A 19,386-nucleotide genomic window follows, 5' to 3' on the forward strand; every position below is an offset into this window, starting at 1 on the left:
GCAGGGCAGTTACGTCAATGCTGGTGCGAAATGTGCCGGCGAAACGGTCGCAGCGGCGCGAAGTCGTTGAAAGGAATTCTAGAATATCTGGTGAGCTATGCAAGAATTGCAATTCGGACTCCCAGATTTTCCCCCGGAGACGCTTAATTTCCGCAGTGCACGCGCAATAAAATTGCGCAACTCGAGCGTCTTGCGCTAGACAGACTGCGAAGAAGACATGCTTCGAATACCAGCAGGACCCGGCGTGCCGAAAAGCCTCGACGAAATCGATCTCAAAATCCTTGCCGAGATTCAGGCCGACGGCCGAATCACCAATGTGGAACTCGCCAAACGGGTCGGCATCTCGCCGCCCCCCTGCTTGCGCCGGGTTCGGGCGCTGGAGGAGGCCGGCTATATCCAGGGCTATCGTGGTCTGCTCGATCCGCGAAAGCTGGGCTTCGACGTCACGGTGTTCGCTTCGGTGCATCTGTCCAGCCAGGCCGATGCCGATCTCAAGGCGTTCGAGGATTTCGTCCGCAAGGAGCCGCTGGTGCGTGAGTGCTGGATGCTGTCCGGCGAGATCGACTTCATCCTGAAATGCGTCGCGCCGGACATGGCGACCTTTCAGGTCTTCGTCAGCCAACTGACCGCAGCGCCCCATGTCCGCAATGTGCGTACGTCGCTCGTGCTGCACAATTCGAAATTCGAGGCGGCGGTGCCGCTGGAATTGAAAGACGCGGATTGACTTCTTTTCCGTCCCCGGAGCGAAGCGAATGGGGATCGAAGCGAGCGTCGAGACGGGTGGCTGTCTCCCACACTCTGACGTCACGGGGGGGGCCCCCACCCCCTATCGGCGGACCCTCCCCACGCGACGACGCGGGGGAGGGAAAGCAAATTACTTCTTCATTGCCGCATCTGCGCTGACCGGGCCGCCGCCGGCGGTCGCGATGTAGAGGCAGGTGAAGCACAGCGCGATGGCCAGCGTGCCGCCGTTCAGCAGCGGCAGGAACACCGGGTCGGCACCCTTGAACATGTGGCCGATGAAATAGGCGCACGCCATCTGGCCGGACAGGATGAACGCGACCGGGCGGGTGAACAGGCCGAGCAGCAGCAGTGCACCGCCGACGAGTTCGATGGTGCCGGCCACCGTGATCAGCGGCGGGATATTAGCAAAATACGGTACGACCGGAAATTTGAAGATCTTGGCGATGCCGTATTGCAGCAGCACGAGGCCGGTGATGAAGCGCAACAGGCTGAGTGCGTAAGGCTGAAATTTCGAGAAAGTCTGGTCCATGTCATTAGTCCCCCTGTGAATGACGGATCACTTCTAGCATCGGAACTACACAAGTCATCGGTCACTCTCATGTGAGAAACGCCGTGATCCCGAGAATTATTCCAGCTTTGTGTGATCCAGGTCACGGCGCGAAAGGCAGCGTTCTGCCTGATCTGCCTGCAGGTCACCGGTCCGCGTTGATCTTCACCTTGATCGGTTGCGGCATGTCTTTGGCAGGTGCGGGCAGGATCAGGCCCGGGGGGAAATCCGGACCAGCTATCGCATTGGCGGCGGGGGTGTTGGACGCTTCGGTGACGCGTGTGCGTATCACGCGTCCATTCGGATCGATCCAGACTTCGACGTACAGGTCCGACCTGAACTTGAACTTGTCGCGGTTGGCGCGGAGATGTCTTTCGATGCGCCGATGAGTCTCGATCGCATAGGCACCCCATGACGATGCGACCGGCCGGATGGGCTCGGACGATGGCGCGCTTGATCGAGTTTCGAAGGCCAGCGGCACAGGCATGTCGGTCGCCGGTGTTTGGGCCATGGAGGTGCAGCTGAAAGTCATTACGAGGGCGATCATTCCGACCGGTGCCGCCCTGTCGATCGTCCTGTGAGATCGGTAGTCCATGGCGGGGGTGCATCCTCTGGGTGCGCTCGCTGTCTTACTATGGTACCGAGGTTGCGCAAGGCTGACGCCAGCTTTCGGAAGGGCCGTCAGCATTAAAAAAGCCGCGCTGTGAGCGCGGCTTTTGATCGGTCGGCAGGTTGCAGAGCAGGCTGACTCAGCGCCATTCCACCTTGGCGATCTCATAAGCCTTCGAGCCGCCAGGCGCGATCACTTCGACGGAGGTACCCTTGCTCTTGCCGATCAGCGCACGCGCCAGCGGCGAGGTGATCGAGATGCGGCCCTTCTTCGCATCGGCTTCGGGCTCGCCAACGATCTGCCAGACCGTCTTCTTCTCGGTGTCCTCATCGATCAGCGTCACGGTGGCGCCGAACTTGATGGTGTCGCCCGAGAGCTTGCTGATATCGATGATGTCCGCGCGCGCGAGCTTGTCTTCGATCTCGCTGATGCGGCCTTCGTTATGCGACTGCTCTTCCTTCGCCGCGTGATATTCGGCGTTTTCGGACAGGTCGCCATGGGAGCGCGCCTCGGCAATCGCCTCGATGATGCGCGGACGGTGCTCCGTCTGGCGCTCCTTCAACTCGACTTCGAGGGCAGCGAAACCGCCGGCGGTCATCGGGACCTTCTCAACCATTCTCTTCGTCCTTTAACGTCATGCCGCACGCTGGCGCGTGCGACGAAACTCTTCAGTCCGTGAAATCGGCCTGCAGGGATATGCGGGGCTGTCCTCGCAGCCGGCGCAGATGCAGGATTCAGGCGCCGAAACAGAACCTGTTCATGACCGGCTGGTTCCGGCCATGACCCGTTCTTGACCAACCTCAATCCGGATTGCCGCGCCGGTTAAAGTCAGACTTCGGAAAAGTAGCTCTGCAATGTGCGAACCTCAAGGTCGCCGTCCATATTGGCACGGACACCCTGGGCAGCCGCCACGGCACCCGAAAGAGTGGTGTAATACGGCACTTTATGCAAGAGGGCAGCCCGCCGCAGCGAGCGGCTGTCGGCCAGTGCCTGCGGTCCGTCGGTGGTGTTGAGCACCAGCTGGATCTCGCCATTGGTGATGGCGTCCACGATATGCGGACGGCCTTCCAGCACCTTGTTGATCTTCTCGGCAGCGACGCCGTTATCGACCAGGAAGCGCTGGGTGCCACCGGTGGCAACCACCTTGAAGCCGCTGGAGGCCAGCAGCTTCACCGCATCGAGGATGCGGGTCTTGTCGTTTTCGCGGACCGAGACGAACACCGTGCCCTTGCGTGGCACGCGGGTGCCGCCGCCAAGCTGGCTTTTGGCGAAAGCGATCTCGAACGAGCTGTCGATGCCCATCACTTCGCCGGTGGAGCGCATCTCCGGGCCGAGCACCGTATCGACGCCGGGGAAGCGGGCGAACGGGAAGACCGACTCCTTGACGCCGACATGGTTCAGCTTGCGCTTGGTCAGCTTGAAATCGGCGAGTTTTTCGCCGGCCATGATGCGCGCCGCGATCTTGGCAACGGGCATGCCCATCACCTTGGCAACGAAGGGCACCGTGCGCGAGGCGCGCGGATTGACTTCGAGCACGTAGACGTCGCCATCCTTGATGGCGAACTGAACGTTCATGAGGCCGACCACGTCGAGGCCGAGCGCCATTTCTCGGGTCTGGCGCTCAAGTTCGGCGATCATCGCATCATCGAGCGAATGCGGCGGCAGCGAGCAGGCGGAGTCACCGGAGTGAATGCCGGCCTCTTCGATATGCTCCATGATGCCAACGACGAACGTGTCCTTGCCATCCGACAGGCAATCCACGTCCACTTCGATGGCATCTGCCAGATAGCGATCGAACAACAGCGGATTGGTGCCGAGCACGGTGTTGATCTGGCCGGTCTTGTCGTTCGGATAACGCGCCTTGACGTCGCCAGGCACCAGCTCCGGCAGCGTGCCGAGCAGGTAGTCGCCGAGCTGGCTTTCCTCGCGGATGATCTGCATCGCGCGGCCACCCAGCACGTAAGACGGGCGAACTACCAGCGGCAGGCCGAGATCGGCGGCGACGAGACGTGCCTGCTCGACTGAATAGGCAATGCCATTCTTGGGCTGCTTGAGCTTGAGCTTGTCGAGGATGCGCTTGAAGCGATCGCGGTCCTCGGCGAGGTCGATGGCATCCGGCGAAGTACCGAGGATCGGCACATCGGCGGCTTCCAGCGCACGCGCCAGCTTCAACGGGGTCTGGCCGCCGAACTGGACGATCACGCCATGCAGCGTGCCGTTCTGGCGCTCGGTATCGATGATCTCGAGCACGTCTTCCGCGGTGAGCGGTTCGAAATAGAGGCGATCCGCAGTGTCATAGTCGGTCGACACGGTTTCCGGATTGCAGTTGACCATGATGGTCTCGTAGCCGGCATCCGCCAGCGCGAAACAGGCGTGGCAGCAGCAATAGTCGAACTCGATGCCCTGGCCGATGCGGTTCGGACCGCCGCCAAGGATGATGACCTTGTTCTTGTCCGACGGCTGGCTCTCATCGGCGAAGGTGCCGGCGAAAGACGACTCATAGGTCGAATACATGTAGGCCGTGGGCGAGGCGAATTCGGCGGCGCAGGTGTCGATGCGCTTGAATACCGGACGCACATTCAGCGAGCGGCGCAGCGCCTTCACTTCCGCATCGGTCTTGCCGGCGAGTACCGCGAGGCGCGCATCCGAGAAGCCCATGGCCTTGAGCGAGCGCATGCCGAAAGCATGCGTCGGCAGACCGTTGGCCTTTACCTTGGCTTCCATCTCCACGATGCCGCGCATCTGGGCGAGGAACCACGGGTCGATCTTGCAGGAATTGAAGATTTCTTCATCGGTCCAGCCGAGGCGCATGGCCTGGCCGACCTGCAGGATGCGGTCGGGCGTCGGCGTGCCCAGGGCCGCGCGGATGGCGTTCTTGTCGTCGCCGCGGCCGAGGTCCTCGATCTCGATTTCGTCGAGGCCGGTGAGGCCAGTCTCGAGACCACGCAGCGCCTTTTGCAGCGATTCCTGGAACGTGCGGCCGATGGCCATGACTTCGCCGACCGACTTCATCGAGGTGGTCAGCGTGCGCGAGGCGCCGGGGAATTTCTCGAAGGCGAAACGCGGGATCTTGGTGACGACGTAGTCGATGGTCGGCTCGAACGACGCCGGGGTTGCACCGCCGGTGATGTCGTTGGCGATTTCGTCGAGCGTGTAGCCGACGGCGAGCTTGGCCGCGACCTTGGCGATCGGGAAGCCGGTGGCCTTGGACGCCAGCGCCGAGGAGCGCGACACGCGCGGGTTCATTTCGATCACGACCATGCGGCCGTCGGCAGGATTGACGCCGAACTGCACGTTGGAGCCGCCGGTTTCGACGCCGATCTCGCGCAGCACCGCCAGCGAGGCGTCGCGCATGATCTGGTATTCTTTATCGGTCAGCGTCAGCGCCGGTGCGACAGTGATGCTGTCGCCGGTATGCACGCCCATCGGATCGAGATTCTCGATCGAGCAGATGATGATGCAGTTGTCCTTTTTATCGCGGACGACTTCCATCTCGTACTCTTTCCAGCCGAGCACGGATTCTTCGATCAGCACTTCGTTGGTCGGAGAGGCATCAAGACCACGCTCGATGATGTCCAAAAACTCTTCGCGATTATAGGCGATGCCGCCGCCCGTGCCGCCCATGGTGAAGGACGGACGGATGATCGCGGGCAGGCCAATCTCGGACAGTGCCATCAGCGCTTGGCCGAGGGCATGCTCCTGATAGCGCTTGCGGCGGTCGCCTTCGTGCAGCACCCACTGGCGCTCATGCTCGGCCAGCGCGTCGCCGGTCAGCTTCTCGCGCTCGGCATTGTGCCTGTCGCGATACTGCTTCTTGAGGTCCGAGGCATTGGCAAGACGCGACTTCGGCGTCTCCAGGCCAATCTTGGTCATCGCCTCGCGAAACAGTTGGCGGTCTTCCGCCTTGTCGATGGCTTCGGCGGTGGCGCCGATCATCTCGACGTCGAATTTCTCCAGCGTGCCCTGCTTGCGTAGCGACAGCGCGCAGTTCAGCGCGGTCTGGCCGCCCATGGTCGGCAGCAGCGCGAAGCCGCCGGGAATGACGTGGCGTTCCTTCTCGATGATCTTGGCGACGATCTCCGGCGTGATCGGCTCGATATAGGTCGCGTCTGCCAGATCCGGATCGGTCATGATCGTGGCCGGATTGGAATTCACGAGAACGACGCGATAGCCCTCTTCCTTCAATGCCTTGACGGCTTGCGTGCCCGAATAGTCGAACTCGCAGGCCTGGCCGATCACGATAGGACCGGCGCCAATGATCAGGATGGTGGATATGTCGGTGCGTTTTGGCATTACGTCTCGCGGTGGTGACAAATCGGCACAAAAAAAGGGCGCGCAGTCGCGCGTCCCTCGGGCCCGGGCGCCAGACCAGTGGTTGATCCTCGCGCGCGGCTGTCTTTAGACCAGTATAACGGGGCAGGGAAGGCTTTTGAAGATGCCGTCAACTGTTGATGTCGTCCCCGCGAAAGCGGGGGACCCATAACCGCCGCAGTAACGGTCGAAACGCGACAGGTGCGATTTTCTGGCCAACCACGCGGACGGTGGTTCTGGATCCCCGCTTTCGCGGGGACGGGGGTTGGAGGCCCAGCCTGGACTTGAACCAGGATATGAGGCGATGCACTCGCCCCCGCGTAGACATTTCCGCCACCGGGCCGTTCACACTGTGATCGATCACAGACGCTTGATCTACCAGCAGTTTTGCAAAGGTTCGCTTAACCCTAACGTTTCAAATCTTAATTAACCGATCGGTTGCGCGAGGAAGGTCATGCGGGCCTGGTTGTGCCCAATATTGATCTTTGCGCGAGAGGCTCGGTATCCCGCTGCCTCAAGCTTCGCAAGCATGTCGGCTGCGCCATAATGCTTCAGACCGAGCGTTGTCCTTAACTGTCGGTAATCAGACAGCGCGGTTTTGACCAGACTGACCAGCGCGTCCCACAGGAAGCCGTGTTTGGCGGCGAGTCGCAGCAGCGCCATGACATCGGTCATCATGCCGAGATCCGGCGGCAGGATGTCGCCGACCACCAGTTGACCGTCCGGCTTCAGAAGGCGCTTCACCACGGCAAAGGCGTCTTCGAGTTGGGCCAGGGTCATGTATTGGGCCACCGAATTCATGATGGCGAGATCAACCGAACCCGCGGGCAGGTCGCGGAGTTCCTCGAGCGAATGCACGGCGATTTTCGTATTGGTCGCAAAGCGGGCCGCCACCCGGCTGCGCACCTTCGGCGCCGGTTCGGCCAGGATCAGTTTGGCGCAGGCCTCGGTGACCTTGCTCGCCGACAATGCTTCGCCGCAGGCATAGTCGAGGACGGTGGCGTCTTTTGACGGGATATATCCGGTGATGTCGCGGGCGATCAGTTCGAAATGAACGTCACGATGCAATTTGCTGGCGTAAATCGTGTGGGTGGAATCGTAATAATCGATCCAATCTTCCATGCGGCAGCCGGCCCTTCCTTGTTCCCGCTTGGGGAACCCCTACATTCACTCTGCGTTTAAACCGTCTAGAGCGTTTTCCGGCGAGTTGGAAACGGTCTTTCACCCCAAGGACCTTGAACGGCCTCTTGAACGCTGCGGAGTAAGTGACAGGACGGACGTCCAAGACAGTGGGCCCTTCGTCGCAGACATTCGCACGTGATCATCACCCCAACCGAAACACGGCAACCCGCCGAGCCGCAAACCCCAGCGTTTAAAGGAAGGTCTTTCTCGTGAGCACCAAATCGAAAATCGCCGCCGATCTGAACACCCCCACCGATCTCGCCGCCGATGGCGTGGAGAAGGTGACCAAGGCGCTGAACGGCCTCGTTGCCGACGCCTTTGCGCTCTATCTGAAAACCAAGAATTTCCACTGGCACATTTCGGGCCGCCACTTCCGCGACTATCACCTGCTGCTCGACGAGCATGCGGACCAGATCTTTGCGACCACCGACCCGCTCGCCGAGCGCGTGCGCAAGATCGGCGGCCGGACCGTGCATTCGATCGGCGAGATCGCCAAGCTGCAGTCAGTCAAGGACAACAACGAAGATTACGTGCCGCCAATCGAGATGCTGCACGAGCTGATGGAAGACAACAAGAAGATGGCCGCAGCCCTGCGCAAGGCGCACAAAGTGTGCGACGATGCCGATGATGTCGCCAGCGCGAGCCTGCTGGAAAACTATATCGACGACACCGAGCGCCGCACCTGGTTCCTGTTCGAAGCCAGCCGCCAGGAAGGCGCGAACGAGAAGTAAGTGAAGCTGTCTTAGGGCGGGCGAGCGAAGCGTCATCCGCCGCGGAGTTTCATCTGTGAACTCGGCGGGCGGATGACGCTTCGCTCATCCGCCCTACGATTCTTCGTTACTTCGGCAATTCAAACACCAGACACGTCGTCGTCGCATGTGCGAGCAGACGTCCCTTGTCGTCGGTAATACGCGCTTCTGCCGTTCCTGCGCGACGACCGACATTCAGCACCTTGCCCTCCGTCCGCACGGTGCCCGACGTCTCGCTCATACCGCGGATAAAACTGATCTTGAATTCCAGCGTGGTGTAGCCCGAGCCTTGCGGCAGCGTCGAATGCACCGCGAGGCCCATCGCGGAATCCAGCAGGATCGCCGCGTAACCGCCATGCACCGAGCCGATCGGATTGTAGTGCCGGATGCCGGGAATGCTGTGCATCACCACATGGCCGTGATCAGCGGTGCAATCGAACGGCCCGACATTCTCCATGATCGGCGGCTGCGGCAGTTCACCGGCGAATATCTTTCTTACGAAATCGAGGCCCGACATCGAGGCGAGAACTGTCGGGGAGACGACGCCGTAAGGTGAGGCTTGATCGGTCATGGCGTTTCCTGTTTTGTGATGATGGGTATCATACAAAAAGAAGCGGCGTGCGCCAGCCTGTAGGCTGGGCAAAGGAGCGCTGCGACATGCCCACCACCAAGTGCCGTGACCGCGGTGGTGGACACGCTGCGCTTTGCCCGCCCTACAGCCCAAGCCTTCATTGCGAGGAGCGTAGCGACGAGGCAATCCAGAAAATAAAAAGCGCAGCGAAGCTGGATTGCTTCGCTGCGCTCGCAATGACGATTGAGGAACCTGCGTGTCTTACGACGCCTTCTTCGCCCGCATCAAATCCGCGAATCGCTTGAACAGATAGTGCGAGTCCTGCGGGCCGGGTGACGCTTCCGGGTGATACTGCACGGAGAACACCGGCTTGCCCTCGATCTCGATGCCGCAATTCGACCCGTCGAACAGCGAGATATGAGTCTGTTTGGCGCCCTTCGGCAGCGTCGCCTCGTCCACGGCAAAGCCGTGATTCATGGAGGTGATCTCGACCTTGCCGGTGGTCTCGTCCTTGACCGGATGATTGGCGCCGTGATGGCCCTGATGCATCTTCTTGGTCTTGGCGCCGACGGCGAGGCCGAGCATCTGGTGACCGAGGCAGATGCCGAAGGTCGGCAGGCCGGAATCGATCACCTGCTTGATGACCGGGACGGCATATTTACCGGTCTCGGCGGGATCGCCGGGGCCGTTCGACAGGAATACGCCATCCGGCTTCAGCGCCAGAATGTCTTCCGCCGACGTCGTGGCGGGCACCACGGTGATCTTGCAGCCTTCGCCGGCAAGCAGGCGCAGGATGTTGCGCTTGATGCCATAATCGATGGCGACCACGTTGAATTCCGGCTTGTCCTGGCGGCCAAAACCTTCGTTCCAGACCCAGGGGGTCTGGTCCCAGTCGAAGCGCTGGCCGGAGGTGACCATGGGCACCAGGTCCATGCCTTCGAGGCCGGGCCATTCGCGCGCTTCTTCCTTCAGCCCGTGCAGGTCGAACTGGCCGTCCTTCGCATGGGCGATGACGGCGTTCGGCATGCCCTTGGAGCGGATCAGCGCGGTGAGGGCGCGGGTATCGATGCCGGAGATGCCGATAATGCCGCGCGCTTTCAGCCAGGCGTCGAGATGGCGTGACGAGCGGAAATTCGACGGGTCGGTAATCGCCGAGCGCAGGATCACGCCGCGCGCGCCGGGCGTCGCCGCCATGTTCACCGTCTCGATATCCTCGTCATTGGTGCCGACATTGCCAATGTGAGGGAAGGTGAAGGTGATCAGCTGGCCGGCATAGGAGGGATCGGTGAGGATCTCTTCATAGCCGGTCATGGCGGTGTTGAAGCAGACTTCACCGACGGCCTGGCCTTCCGCGCCGAGGCCGAAGCCTTCCAGCACGGTGCCATCGGCGAGCACGAGGAGCGCGGTCGGTTTGTGGTCCGGCCAGGCTGAGGATGTTTCTGTGGGGGTCATGAGAGGACTACATAGTCCGGCCGCTTTGCGGCGTCAAAGCCTGTGAGCAGGGATTCACATGCGCCTCCGCGGTGGGGCAGCAGGGGACGAGACACATAAACAATAGTTATTGGGTCATAATCACTCGAAACTGCGACAGATCGCTTGCCGGAACTGCCAATCACCGTTAGCAAGCTGCAATTCCGCCATATTTCCGGATGTTTCCGTGCTGCTTGACTACTTTGCCGCGAAGGCCCTGCAGTCGGATACCAGTCCGGCGCGCTGGCGACGCCCCTTTCTGACATGGCTCGACGGCATCGAGAAGGGCTGGGCGATCCCACTCCTGATCGCCGGTTTTGCCGCGGCGTGGTGGCTGTTTCTCATCGTCGCCTATCAGAGCGGCGACCTCCATGCCGACGCGCTGGAAACCTGGACCCTCGGGCGGGATTTTGCCTGGGGCAATGCCAAGCATCCGCCGCTGATGGGCTGGGTGGCCTGGCTGTGGACCCGGGTTTTTCCGCTCACCGACTGGTCGTTCCAGTTGCTGTCCATGACCAATGCGGCTGTGGCCCTGTTTGCGGTCGACCTGATTGCGCGCCGGTTCGTGCGCGGCGATGCCCGTGCGGTCGTGCTGATGCTGTTGATGCTGACGCCGGTCTATCAATTCTACGCCCAGCGTTTCAACGCCAATACGGTGCTGCTGGCGATCTGGCCGCTCGCCGTCTATTGCCATTTGCGCTCGTTCGAGACGCGCGCGGTCGGCTGGTCGATCGCGGCCGGCGTGTTCGCAGCGCTGGCCATGCTCGGCAAATATTATTCGGTGTTTTTGATCGCCAGTTTCGCGCTGGCCACCTTCGTGCATCCGCAGCGCGCGGCCTATTTCAAGTCGTGGGCGCCGTGGCTGTCCACGCTCGCAGGTCTGGTCGTGCTCGGTCCGCATCTGCACTGGTTGGCCATGAATGACGGCGAGACTCTGACCTATCCGCTGAAGCAGCAGGGTGGCTTCGGCCTGCGTCATTCGCTTGGCGAAGCGACCATGTTCGTGCTCGGCATCGGCGCGGCACTGGCCATTCCGGCGATCGCCTGGATCCTGTCGGCAGGGCAACGGCTCAGCCGTTTCACTGCCGATTTCCGGGCGATGCCGCCAGGACTGGTTCTGTTATTCTGGGTGTTCGTCGGCACGCTCGTGCTGCCGCCGGTCACAGCCATCGCGCTCGGCACCAACATGCCCTCGCTCTGGGCCGCGCAGGGGCTGTTCCTGCCGGTGGTGCTGATCGTCTGCGGTGCCAGCTATGTGCTGGAGCGCTTCTTCATCGTCAATCTCGCCACATGGGTGGCAGGGATTGCGATCATTGCCGTGGTGGTGGCCGCGCCCATACATGCGATCCAGCGCAACAGTGTCAGCCCCAACGAGCGAACTTATTATCGCCTCGCGGCGCTCGAACTGACAAAACGCTGGCGTCAGGCGACGGACGTCCCGATGGTTCAGGTCAGCGGCGACGACGGTCTGGCATTTGCCACCGCCTTCTACAGCCCCGACCATCCGCGCTACAGCCGTCCGTTCCGTCTTCAATATAGCTGGGGGATGCCCCCGCCAACCACGCTCTCGCGCGGATGGGTTGGCGCCTGTTTCGCGTCCGATTCGGCCTGCATGGACTGGATGGCGAAAGTGTCCGCCATCGAGAGCCGGAACATTCGTGTCAATTTCGATGTCCAGCCGACGCTGTGGGGCACCTCCGGCATTCCGACCACGATTGCGGCCCTGATGGTGCTGCCACGCGGGCCGCAGACCGGGGGGCCGGCTGATCTCCGTAGCGACGCCGCCGAGGAATTTAGCTCCAAACGTCGCCAGCCCGCGCAGTGATGTGCTGCCTGCCGTTCCGCGGGCGTGTTGTGCCGCCCCGGCAAAGCGCTTAGATCGTCCCAGCAGAAATTCGGGCGCCCGAGAGGCCGCCGCTAAGGAGACGCAAATGCTGCGCGAAAGCATCAACACCGCCGTCAAGGAGGCCATGAAGGCCAAGGACGAACGCAAGCTGTCCACCCTGCGCATGGTCAATGCCGCCATCAAGAATGCCGATATCGATGCCCGCGGCCAAAGCAAGCCGCCGCTCTCCGATGGCGATCTGCTCAGCCTGCTGCAGAAGATGATCAAGCAGCGCCAGGAGTCGGTGGAGCTCTATGAGAAGGGCGGCCGCCCCGAACTCGCCGCCGGCGAGCACGAGGAGATCGCCGTGATCACCGCCTATCTGCCGCAGCAGATGTCGGAAGACGAAACCAAGGCTGCCATCGCCGCGGAGATCACCGAACTCGGTGCCGCCGGCATGAAAGACATGGGCAAGGTGATTGCTGCGCTGAAGGCGAAATATGCCGGTCAGATGGATTTCGGCAAAGCCAGCGGTCTGGTGAAAGCCGCGCTGAACGGATGATTTTTCTTAACCTCTCCCCGTCCTCTTGCGGGGAGAGGTCGCCGCGTCTTCGCGGCGGGTGAGGGGCACGGCACGCGGCTGCCATATACGCGGGCTCTCGGATCGATGAAGCGCTAGTTGCTTTCCTTCAGCGCCACCTCGATGGTCATCGCCACACCCTCGATATTCGATAATATGTCGTTATTCCAAAACCGCAGCACGCGATAACCTTGCTCGCGCAAATATCGATCGCGCACCACGTCGCGTTTCGAATCCAGATGCTGTCCGCCGTCTGCTTCGACGACCAGCATCTTCTCCCGGCACACAAAGTCGCAGATGTGATGCCCGATCGGCTCCTTGCGCACGAGCTTGAAGCCCGCGATCTGACGATTGCGCAGGGCATTCCAGAGTTTCGTTTCAGTGTCAGTGGAATTGGCGCGAAGTTCGCGCGATTTGAGGGTTTTGAGTATGCGGCTCCGCATGTGCCATGCCCCTCACCCGGATTGCATCTTCGATGCAATCCGACCTCTCCCCGCGCAAGATGCGGGGAGAGGTTAAGAAACGTCAAGCGGCCGCGGTCGGTAGCGTATATTCCTTGAACTGATCGCGCAGCGCCGTCTTCAGGATCTTGCCCGTCGCCGTATGCGGGATCGCATCGACGAACACCACGTCGTCCGGCATCCACCACTTCGCGATCTTGCCATCCATGTATTTGAGCAGGTCCTCGCGCGATATCTGCTGGTCCGGCTTCAGCTGCACGATCAGCAGCGGGCGCTCGTCCCACTTCGGATGGAAGACGCCGATCACGGCCGCTTCCGCCACCTGCGGATGGCCGACCGCGAGATTTTCCAGATCGATCGATGAGATCCATTCGCCGCCGGACTTGATGACGTCCTTGGAGCGATCAGTGATCCGCATATAGCCGTAGGCGTCAATGGTCGCGACGTCGCCGGTGTCGAAATAGCCTTCGTCGTCGAGGATGTTCTTGTCGACGCGGAAGTAGCCCTTGGCGACGGCCGGGCCGCGCACGAGCAGTCGGCCGAACGTCTTGCCGTCATGCGGGATCAGCTTGCCGTTGTCATCGACCAGCTTCATCTCGACCATGAAGGGCGAGAAGCCTTGGGTCTGCAGGATGTCGAATTTCTCGGCGCCATCGAGATCCTTATACTGGCCTTGCAGCGTGCACACGGTGCCGAGCGGTGACATTTCCGTCATGCCCCAGGCATGGCGCGGCTCGATGCCCATATTCGCAAAGGTCTCGATCATCGAGCGCGGCATCGCCGAGCCGCCGCAGACAACGACCTTGAGATCGGGCAGGGTCAGCTTTTCCTTCTGCATATATTGCAGCAGCATGAGCCACACCGTCGGCACGCCGGCAGTGTAGGTCACCTTCTCGGTGCTCATCAGCTCGTAGATCGATGCGCCATCCATCTTGGCGCCGGGCATGACCAGCTTGGTGCCCATGGAGGGCGCCGAGAAGGCGATGCCCCAGCTATTGGCGTGGAATAGCGGCACCACCGGCAGCATCGTGTCCTTCGATGTGGTGCCGAGCGAGTCGCCATTATTCGCCATCAGCGCATGCAGCACATTGGAGCGGTGCGAATACAGCACGCCCTTCGGATCACCCGTCGTGCCCGATGTGTAGCACATGGCAGCGGCAGTGTTTTCGTCGAACTCTTTCCACTGGAAGTCTCCATCGACCTCGTTGATCCAGTCTTCATAGGCCACCGCGTTCTTCAGTGTGGTCTGCGGCATATGCGCTTTGTCGGTGAAGACGATGTAGCGCTCGACGCTCGGGAGCTGGTCGGCGATCTTTTCCAGGACCGGAATGAAGGTCAGGTCGGTCATAACGATGCGGTCCTGCGCATGGTTGATGATCCAGGCAATTTGATCCGGGAACAGGCGTGGGTTCACCGTGTGGCAGATGGCGCCGATGCCCATGATGCCATACCAGGATTCGAGATGGCGCCAGGTGTTCCAGGCAATGGTGGCGACGCGGTCGCCGAGCACGATGCCTTCCTTGTCGAGACGCTGCGCGACTTTCAGCGAGCGCTTTCGGATCTCGCCGTAAGTGGTGCGGTGGATCGGCCCTTCCACGGAGCGGGTCACGACCTCGCGCTCACCGTGGTTCTTTGCTGCGTGATCGATGATCCGATGACACAACAGGGGCCAGTCTTGCATCAAGCCGCGCATTCTCGTTCCTCCGCATTTCTGTTCTGCTCGCGACTCCTCTAAGGAACCGCAGCGCCCAAGATGGGTTGGCCCATCACTGGGGAATTAGGTCTTGCCATGAAGTCTAGCGCGGGGAAAGCGGCCGGAAAATCGACTTTTGGTCTATCCCGCTGCGGCCAAACGACAATCGGAGCAGTGCTGACATTGCTCATGATTTCGGCAGTGCCGGCAGACGCCTATCTCACCACCACACGTGTCCCGTTGCCCAAGGCGCGCCCTGCTGACGCGCCGGCGCCACCAGCAGACGCCGGGCCGGCCGAAAAGCCGGATCAGCCCGCGGAGAAGACGGCCGCCGAGCCGAAGCCGCCGGAACCGCCGCCGCCTTCGGCCTGCCGGCTCGCACTTACCGAAGATATCGCCATCGCGCCGAGCATCCCTGACATCAAGGGGCCGGGCGCCTGCGGTGGCCCCGATATGGTCCGGCTCGAGGCTGTGGTGCTGGCGGACAAGACGCGCGTGCCGCTCAAGCCTGCGGCCACCATGCGCTGTACGATGGCGACGGCCGTGGCAGATTGGCTGCGTACCGACATGGTGGCGCTGGCGGGCTCGCTGAAAACGAAGCTGGTAGAGCTCGACAATTTCGATTCCTTCAACTGCCGCGGCCGCAACCGGGTGCAGGGCGCCAAACTGTCCGAGCATGGCCGCGCCAATGCGCTCGATATTCGCGGTTTCAAGCTGGCCAATGGTGAGTCGATCGCACTGACCGAGCGCGCGACGCCGCGCGTCTTGCGCGAAACGGTGCTGCTGTCGCTATGCTCGCGTTTTCCCACCGTGCTCGGGCCGGGCTCGGACGGTTATCATGAAGACCATATCCATTTCGATCTCGCCGAGCGCCGCGGCAATTATCGCATCTGCCAATGGGACGTCTGGGATGCCTGGCCGCAAGTCGCGCCCTTGATGCCGGCCCCGCGCCCGGCCGAAGCGCCGCCGCGCGAGGTCGTGGCGAAAGAGGGGACGCCGCTCAGACGAAGCCAGTAGAGCCACCTCCGGAGGCACAAGCCGAACCGGAGCATGAGCACGTCGAGGAGGCGAAGCCGGAAGAGCCAAAGGCGCAACCGGCGCCAAAAGCAAAGGTGAAAGCCAAGAAGCCGCGCAAGCAACGTGCACAGGCGCCATTTCCGTTAAATTTGTTGCGATAATGGAGCGGATAGCTGTCGCAAAGAGCTTGTGGCCATCCTTCGAGACGCGACCAAGAGGCCGCTCCTCAGGATGAGGGGGTGAGTTTGCGGCGCCGTAGGAGACCCTCATGGTGAGGAGCCCGCGAAGCGGGCGTCTCGAACGATGCAGGCCGAGCAATCTCCTCAACAGCGTTCAGCAATATACGAGAACCCCTAGCGCCAGGGACTGTTTGGATCGTCTTCCAAATCATAGAGCTCACGCAGATGGACGCTGAGCTCCATCAACCTGTCACGAAAGGGTGTATGTGCGGCGTCGGAATAGCCGACGGTGATGCGCCAGCTGCCGTCAAGCGGATAGATGATCAGCCGCACATTCGCGGGCCACGGCCCCATGCTTTGGAAGCTGGTCTCCCGAAAGATCTTTTCGAGTTCGGCGGCACTCTTCTTCGGCTTCCACATCACGGTGAACAAATCCAACTTGCCGGGCATGGCATCGTGGCGGCCATGCACTAGGTGGTCACTTATTGGAATGGTTCTAATCAGATGTAAACTGCTCGTTTTGGCGCGGGGCACCAAGCAGCGGCGCTCCGCTTCTCCCTCCCCCAAGCCGCAAAGCGGCGCAGCGCGGAGGGGGGCACGAGCCTGACGAAGCGAAGCCTCGTTATGGCGAGTGACGGGTGGGGTGTTTCAACAAACTCGCACGTCACGTGGGGAGAGACCCCACCCTGCCCCTCCCCGCTGCGCCGCTTTGCGGCTTGGGGGAGGGGACACTCCGGCCTGAGTTTACCCAACAAAAAAGCGCCGGTTGCCCGACGCTTTCTCAATTCCGATTTTGTTCGCCTTAGTACGGCGTACCGCCGCCGCCCTGCAGCGCCAGCTTCGAGTTGTACGGCGAGTCACCCGCCTTCGGCTCGAGCACCACAACCAGTGCACCCGGCTTGACGCGGCTATAGAGGTCGATGACGTCCTCATTGGTCATGCGGATGCAGCCCGAGGAGATCGAGGCACCGATATATTCCGGCTGGTTGGTGCCGTGAATGCGGAACAGCGTGTCCTTGTTGCCCTGATAGAGATACAGCGCGCGGGCGCCGAGCGGATTGTCCACGCCGCCGGGCACCTGGGCCGGCAGGCCCTCGATGCGGGCATGGATGTCCTTGGTCGGTGTCCACTTCGGCCATTCAGCCATGTTGCCGACGCGGGCGACGCCCGAGAAGGCGAGGGCTTCTTCACCCACGGTTACGCCGTAGCGGATGGCCTTGCCGCCGTCCTGCACGAAATAGAGATAGTGGTTGTCGGAATCGACCACGATCGAGCCCGGAAGCTCCTTGCGATGGAAGTCGACGATGGCGCGGCGGAACGGCTCGGCCGGCTTCACATTGGCGTATTTCGCCTTGGCGAGCTGGGCGCGGTCATTCGGCTTGATGCTCGAGTCCGGCGCCGGCTGATACATGGCGGTGGTCGTGTTGCACGCCGACAGCATAAGGCCGGCCGCGACGATCAAACCCAGTCGAATCTTGAGAGACATAACTTTGTTCCAGTTGCTAGGCCCGGACGTGTGTTACGTCCCGAGAATAGGGCCCCAAACGCCACGATTCCGTTAAGCGCAGTATCGCTGAATTCTCCCCTGATTCCAGCGGCGAGATGCGCGCTGCAGCATGCGGGTTGTGACCTGTGTCATATTTGCCGCAGAAATTTCCCAGCTGTGGGCAAGGTTTACGCATTCTCACGGTTTGCTCCCCAAGCTGTGATCGGCGGAGCACATGTTCGGCTGGTTGAGCGGCGCTGCACTGCCGATGACGTTTCGCGCATGCGCGGGGGTTGGCGCGGTGCAAGAAGGCTGTCATGAGGGCTGCATCCGTGTCGGGCATGGTCGCCCTCCCGCCGATTCGGTCTGGGCCGTCGTTTCGGCGGATCCCTTCAATTTGCATCTTCAACCATTGCGGAGTTGCCATGCTGGCTGTCTTCACCCCCGTCGATCACGCCCTCCGGAAATCCGAGCCGACCGATCTGTCGAGTTTGCCGGACAATGCGGTGTGGATCGACATGGTGAAGCCGTCGCCGGGCGAGGACAAGGCGGTGGAGAAGCTCGCCGGGGTCGAGATCCCGACCCGCGAGGATATGCAGGAGATCGAGATCTCCAGCCGGCTCTACATCGAGAACGGCGCCCGCTACATGACCGCCAGCTTGATGTGCGGTTCCGACACCGAGAATCCGCGCGTCACCGCCGTCACCTTCATCCTCACCCGCCAGCGCCTTGTTACGGTGCGCTACGACACGCCGCGCCCCTTCGCTTCGGTGGAACTGAAGCTCGGCCGCACCGCGCCGTCCAATGCCAATGGCGAGACGGTGCTGCTCGAACTGCTCGACGCCGTGATCGACCGCGCCGCCGATATTCTGGAACGTGTCGGCGCCGATATCGACCAGGTGAGCCACGATATTTTCGAGCCGGATGAGTCCCAGCGCACCGGCCATGCCAAACGCTATTCGGAAATCCTGATCGCCATCGGCCGCAAGGGCGACCTGACCTCGAAAGTGCGTGAAAGCCTGGTCTCGATCGGCCGCCTCGTCACTTTCGTCACGGCGGAAGCGGACGGCGTGAAATGGTCGAAGGACATCCGTGCGCAGCTCAAGACCATGCAGCGCGACGTCGTCTCGCTGACCGATCACGCGTCCTATCTGTCGAGCAAGATCACCTTCACGCTGGATGCCATGCTCGGTGTCGTCAATCTCGAGCAGAACAACATCATCAAGCTGTTTTCGGTGATGGCCGTGGTGCTGATGCCGCCGACCCTGATCGCGTCGGTCTATGGCATGAACTTCAAGCTGATGCCGGAACTGCAATGGGATTTCGGTTATCCCATGGCTGTCATGATGATGGTCTGCGCGGCGGTGGTTCCGTATCTCTTCTTCAAGTGGAAGAAGTGGCTGTAGCTGGAGCCGCGTCTCGTTTCCGGGTCAGAACACCGATTGCGCGCTGCGCGAGATCGAGAAGCCGTGGCGGTCGGCATTCAAGCAGGTCACGCCTGATTGTTCCGATTTGCAGGTAAAACCGTCGCGCTGGAAGGTCTGGCCGTAAGCCAGCACGGGCAGCTTCGAGTCCATGATGGTGTCGCCATGGCAGATGCGAATGCCGCTTTGGCCGGTCTTGCTGATCTCGAAGGCGCGGCCCCATTCCAGTTCGCAATCCTTGGGCTTCGGCACGCTGACCGTCGCCTCCATGATGTCGCATCGGATGTCGGCATTCTTGCCATCGGCGAAATATTGGCAGGCGATATTCTTGGAGGGTGACAGGAAACCGGAGGGCGCGCTCTGCGCGAGGGCGGGCAGCGGAGCGATGAGGAGCGCAACAGCAAGCAGCGGTGATTTCATTGCAAGAGACTTTCCGGACGAGGCATTGCAGCGCCAGTCTAGTCGGTCTCGTTTCACAAACCTATGACCGCACGCGCGCCGAAGCCCGTGGTTTCCCTCCCCGGAGCGAAGCGAATG

The 19,386-nt window shown here is 61.5% G+C and carries 18 protein-coding genes and 1 tRNA gene; 6 read left to right on the forward strand and 13 right to left on the reverse strand.

The window, feature by feature from the left end; genetic code table 11:
• The first annotated feature begins 244 nt into the window (after positions 1-244).
• Positions 245-724: an Lrp/AsnC family transcriptional regulator gene (locus AC1RQ5_RS06830; protein ID WP_398474996.1), complete on the forward strand. Its 480-nt coding sequence runs from the start codon at positions 245-247 to the stop codon at positions 722-724.
• 150 nt (positions 725-874) lie between these two features.
• On the opposite strand, the gene AC1RQ5_RS06835 is transcribed toward AC1RQ5_RS06830, so the two are convergent.
• From AC1RQ5_RS06835 to AC1RQ5_RS06860, 6 genes are all read right to left on the reverse strand, one after another.
• A complete protein-coding gene (locus tag AC1RQ5_RS06835; protein ID WP_493197813.1) occupies positions 875-1,273 on the reverse strand; it encodes a DoxX family protein in 399 nt (132 codons plus the stop codon).
• 163 nt (positions 1,274-1,436) lie between these two features.
• The gene (locus AC1RQ5_RS06840) at positions 1,437-1,886 is read right to left on the reverse strand and encodes an energy transducer TonB (RefSeq protein ID WP_493197814.1); all 450 of its coding nucleotides are present in this window, start codon (positions 1,884-1,886) and stop codon (positions 1,437-1,439) included.
• A gap of 154 nt (positions 1,887-2,040) precedes the next feature.
• Positions 2,041-2,517, reverse strand: a complete 477-nt coding sequence (greA, locus tag AC1RQ5_RS06845) for a transcription elongation factor GreA (protein WP_398474935.1) — start codon at positions 2,515-2,517, stop codon at positions 2,041-2,043.
• 212 nt (positions 2,518-2,729) lie between these two features.
• Positions 2,730-6,194 (reverse strand): carbamoyl-phosphate synthase large subunit, encoded by a 3,465-nt coding sequence (gene carB, locus AC1RQ5_RS06850; protein WP_493197816.1) that lies wholly within the window; start codon positions 6,192-6,194, stop codon positions 2,730-2,732.
• 284 nt (positions 6,195-6,478) lie between these two features.
• A tRNA-Ala gene (locus AC1RQ5_RS06855) sits at positions 6,479-6,555 on the reverse strand.
• An 83-nt stretch (positions 6,556-6,638) separates the two neighbouring features.
• Positions 6,639-7,334 carry a class I SAM-dependent methyltransferase gene (locus tag AC1RQ5_RS06860; protein ID WP_493197818.1) on the reverse strand — a complete coding sequence of 232 codons (696 nt, stop codon included), beginning with the start codon at positions 7,332-7,334 and terminating at the stop codon, positions 6,639-6,641.
• Between the two features lie 269 nt (positions 7,335-7,603).
• Here AC1RQ5_RS06860 and AC1RQ5_RS06865 point away from each other — a divergent pair, with 269 nt between their 5' ends.
• Positions 7,604-8,125: a Dps family protein gene (locus AC1RQ5_RS06865; protein WP_493197819.1), complete on the forward strand. Its 522-nt coding sequence runs from the start codon at positions 7,604-7,606 to the stop codon at positions 8,123-8,125.
• Positions 8,126-8,231: 106 nt separating this feature from the next.
• On the opposite strand, the gene AC1RQ5_RS06870 is transcribed toward AC1RQ5_RS06865, so the two are convergent.
• Positions 8,232-8,714 (reverse strand): PaaI family thioesterase, encoded by a 483-nt coding sequence (locus tag AC1RQ5_RS06870; protein WP_493197821.1) that lies wholly within the window; start codon positions 8,712-8,714, stop codon positions 8,232-8,234.
• A gap of 261 nt (positions 8,715-8,975) precedes the next feature.
• Positions 8,976-10,166: a glutamine-hydrolyzing carbamoyl-phosphate synthase small subunit gene (carA, locus tag AC1RQ5_RS06875; RefSeq protein ID WP_493197822.1), complete on the reverse strand. Its 1,191-nt coding sequence runs from the start codon at positions 10,164-10,166 to the stop codon at positions 8,976-8,978.
• Positions 10,167-10,371: 205 nt separating this feature from the next.
• Here carA and AC1RQ5_RS06880 point away from each other — a divergent pair, with 205 nt between their 5' ends.
• Both AC1RQ5_RS06880 and AC1RQ5_RS06885 read left to right on the forward strand, forming a co-directional pair.
• Positions 10,372-12,009, forward strand: a complete 1,638-nt coding sequence (locus AC1RQ5_RS06880) for a glycosyltransferase family 39 protein (RefSeq protein ID WP_493197824.1) — start codon at positions 10,372-10,374, stop codon at positions 12,007-12,009.
• A 106-nt stretch (positions 12,010-12,115) separates the two neighbouring features.
• Positions 12,116-12,571 carry a GatB/YqeY domain-containing protein gene (locus AC1RQ5_RS06885; protein WP_493197825.1) on the forward strand — a complete coding sequence of 152 codons (456 nt, stop codon included), beginning with the start codon at positions 12,116-12,118 and terminating at the stop codon, positions 12,569-12,571.
• A 113-nt stretch (positions 12,572-12,684) separates the two neighbouring features.
• On the opposite strand, the gene AC1RQ5_RS06890 is transcribed toward AC1RQ5_RS06885, so the two are convergent.
• Both AC1RQ5_RS06890 and AC1RQ5_RS06895 read right to left on the reverse strand, forming a co-directional pair.
• Entirely contained in the window at positions 12,685-13,032 is a 348-nt protein-coding gene (locus AC1RQ5_RS06890; protein ID WP_493197827.1) for an endonuclease domain-containing protein, read from the reverse strand.
• Positions 13,033-13,114: 82 nt separating this feature from the next.
• On the reverse strand, positions 13,115-14,743 hold the full coding sequence (locus AC1RQ5_RS06895) for a fatty-acid--CoA ligase (RefSeq protein WP_398474954.1): 1,629 nt from the start codon (positions 14,741-14,743) through the stop codon (positions 13,115-13,117).
• 174 nt (positions 14,744-14,917) lie between these two features.
• Between AC1RQ5_RS06895 and AC1RQ5_RS06900 the strand changes: the two genes are divergently transcribed.
• Positions 14,918-15,760, forward strand: coding sequence for an extensin family protein (locus AC1RQ5_RS06900; protein WP_493197828.1), 843 nt, complete (start codon positions 14,918-14,920; stop codon positions 15,758-15,760).
• A gap of 353 nt (positions 15,761-16,113) precedes the next feature.
• Here the strand turns inward: AC1RQ5_RS06900 and AC1RQ5_RS06905 are convergent, their stop codons facing one another.
• Together AC1RQ5_RS06905 and AC1RQ5_RS06910 are read right to left on the reverse strand one after the other, a co-directional pair.
• A complete protein-coding gene (locus AC1RQ5_RS06905; RefSeq protein WP_493197830.1) occupies positions 16,114-16,410 on the reverse strand; it encodes a hypothetical protein in 297 nt (98 codons plus the stop codon).
• A 331-nt stretch (positions 16,411-16,741) separates the two neighbouring features.
• Positions 16,742-17,425 carry a L,D-transpeptidase gene (locus tag AC1RQ5_RS06910; RefSeq protein WP_398474960.1) on the reverse strand — a complete coding sequence of 228 codons (684 nt, stop codon included), beginning with the start codon at positions 17,423-17,425 and terminating at the stop codon, positions 16,742-16,744.
• Positions 17,426-17,850: 425 nt separating this feature from the next.
• On the opposite strand from AC1RQ5_RS06910, the gene AC1RQ5_RS06915 reads away from it, so the two are divergent.
• Complete coding sequence (locus AC1RQ5_RS06915) at positions 17,851-18,831, forward strand: magnesium transporter CorA family protein (protein ID WP_493197831.1); 981 nt, start codon at positions 17,851-17,853, stop codon at positions 18,829-18,831.
• Between the two features lie 24 nt (positions 18,832-18,855).
• Here the strand turns inward: AC1RQ5_RS06915 and AC1RQ5_RS06920 are convergent, their stop codons facing one another.
• Entirely contained in the window at positions 18,856-19,269 is a 414-nt protein-coding gene (locus AC1RQ5_RS06920; protein WP_493197833.1) for a DUF6636 domain-containing protein, read from the reverse strand.
• Positions 19,270-19,386 lie beyond the last annotated feature (117 nt).

This window comes from Tardiphaga sp. GW821-FHT12E02, assembly GCF_058807155.1.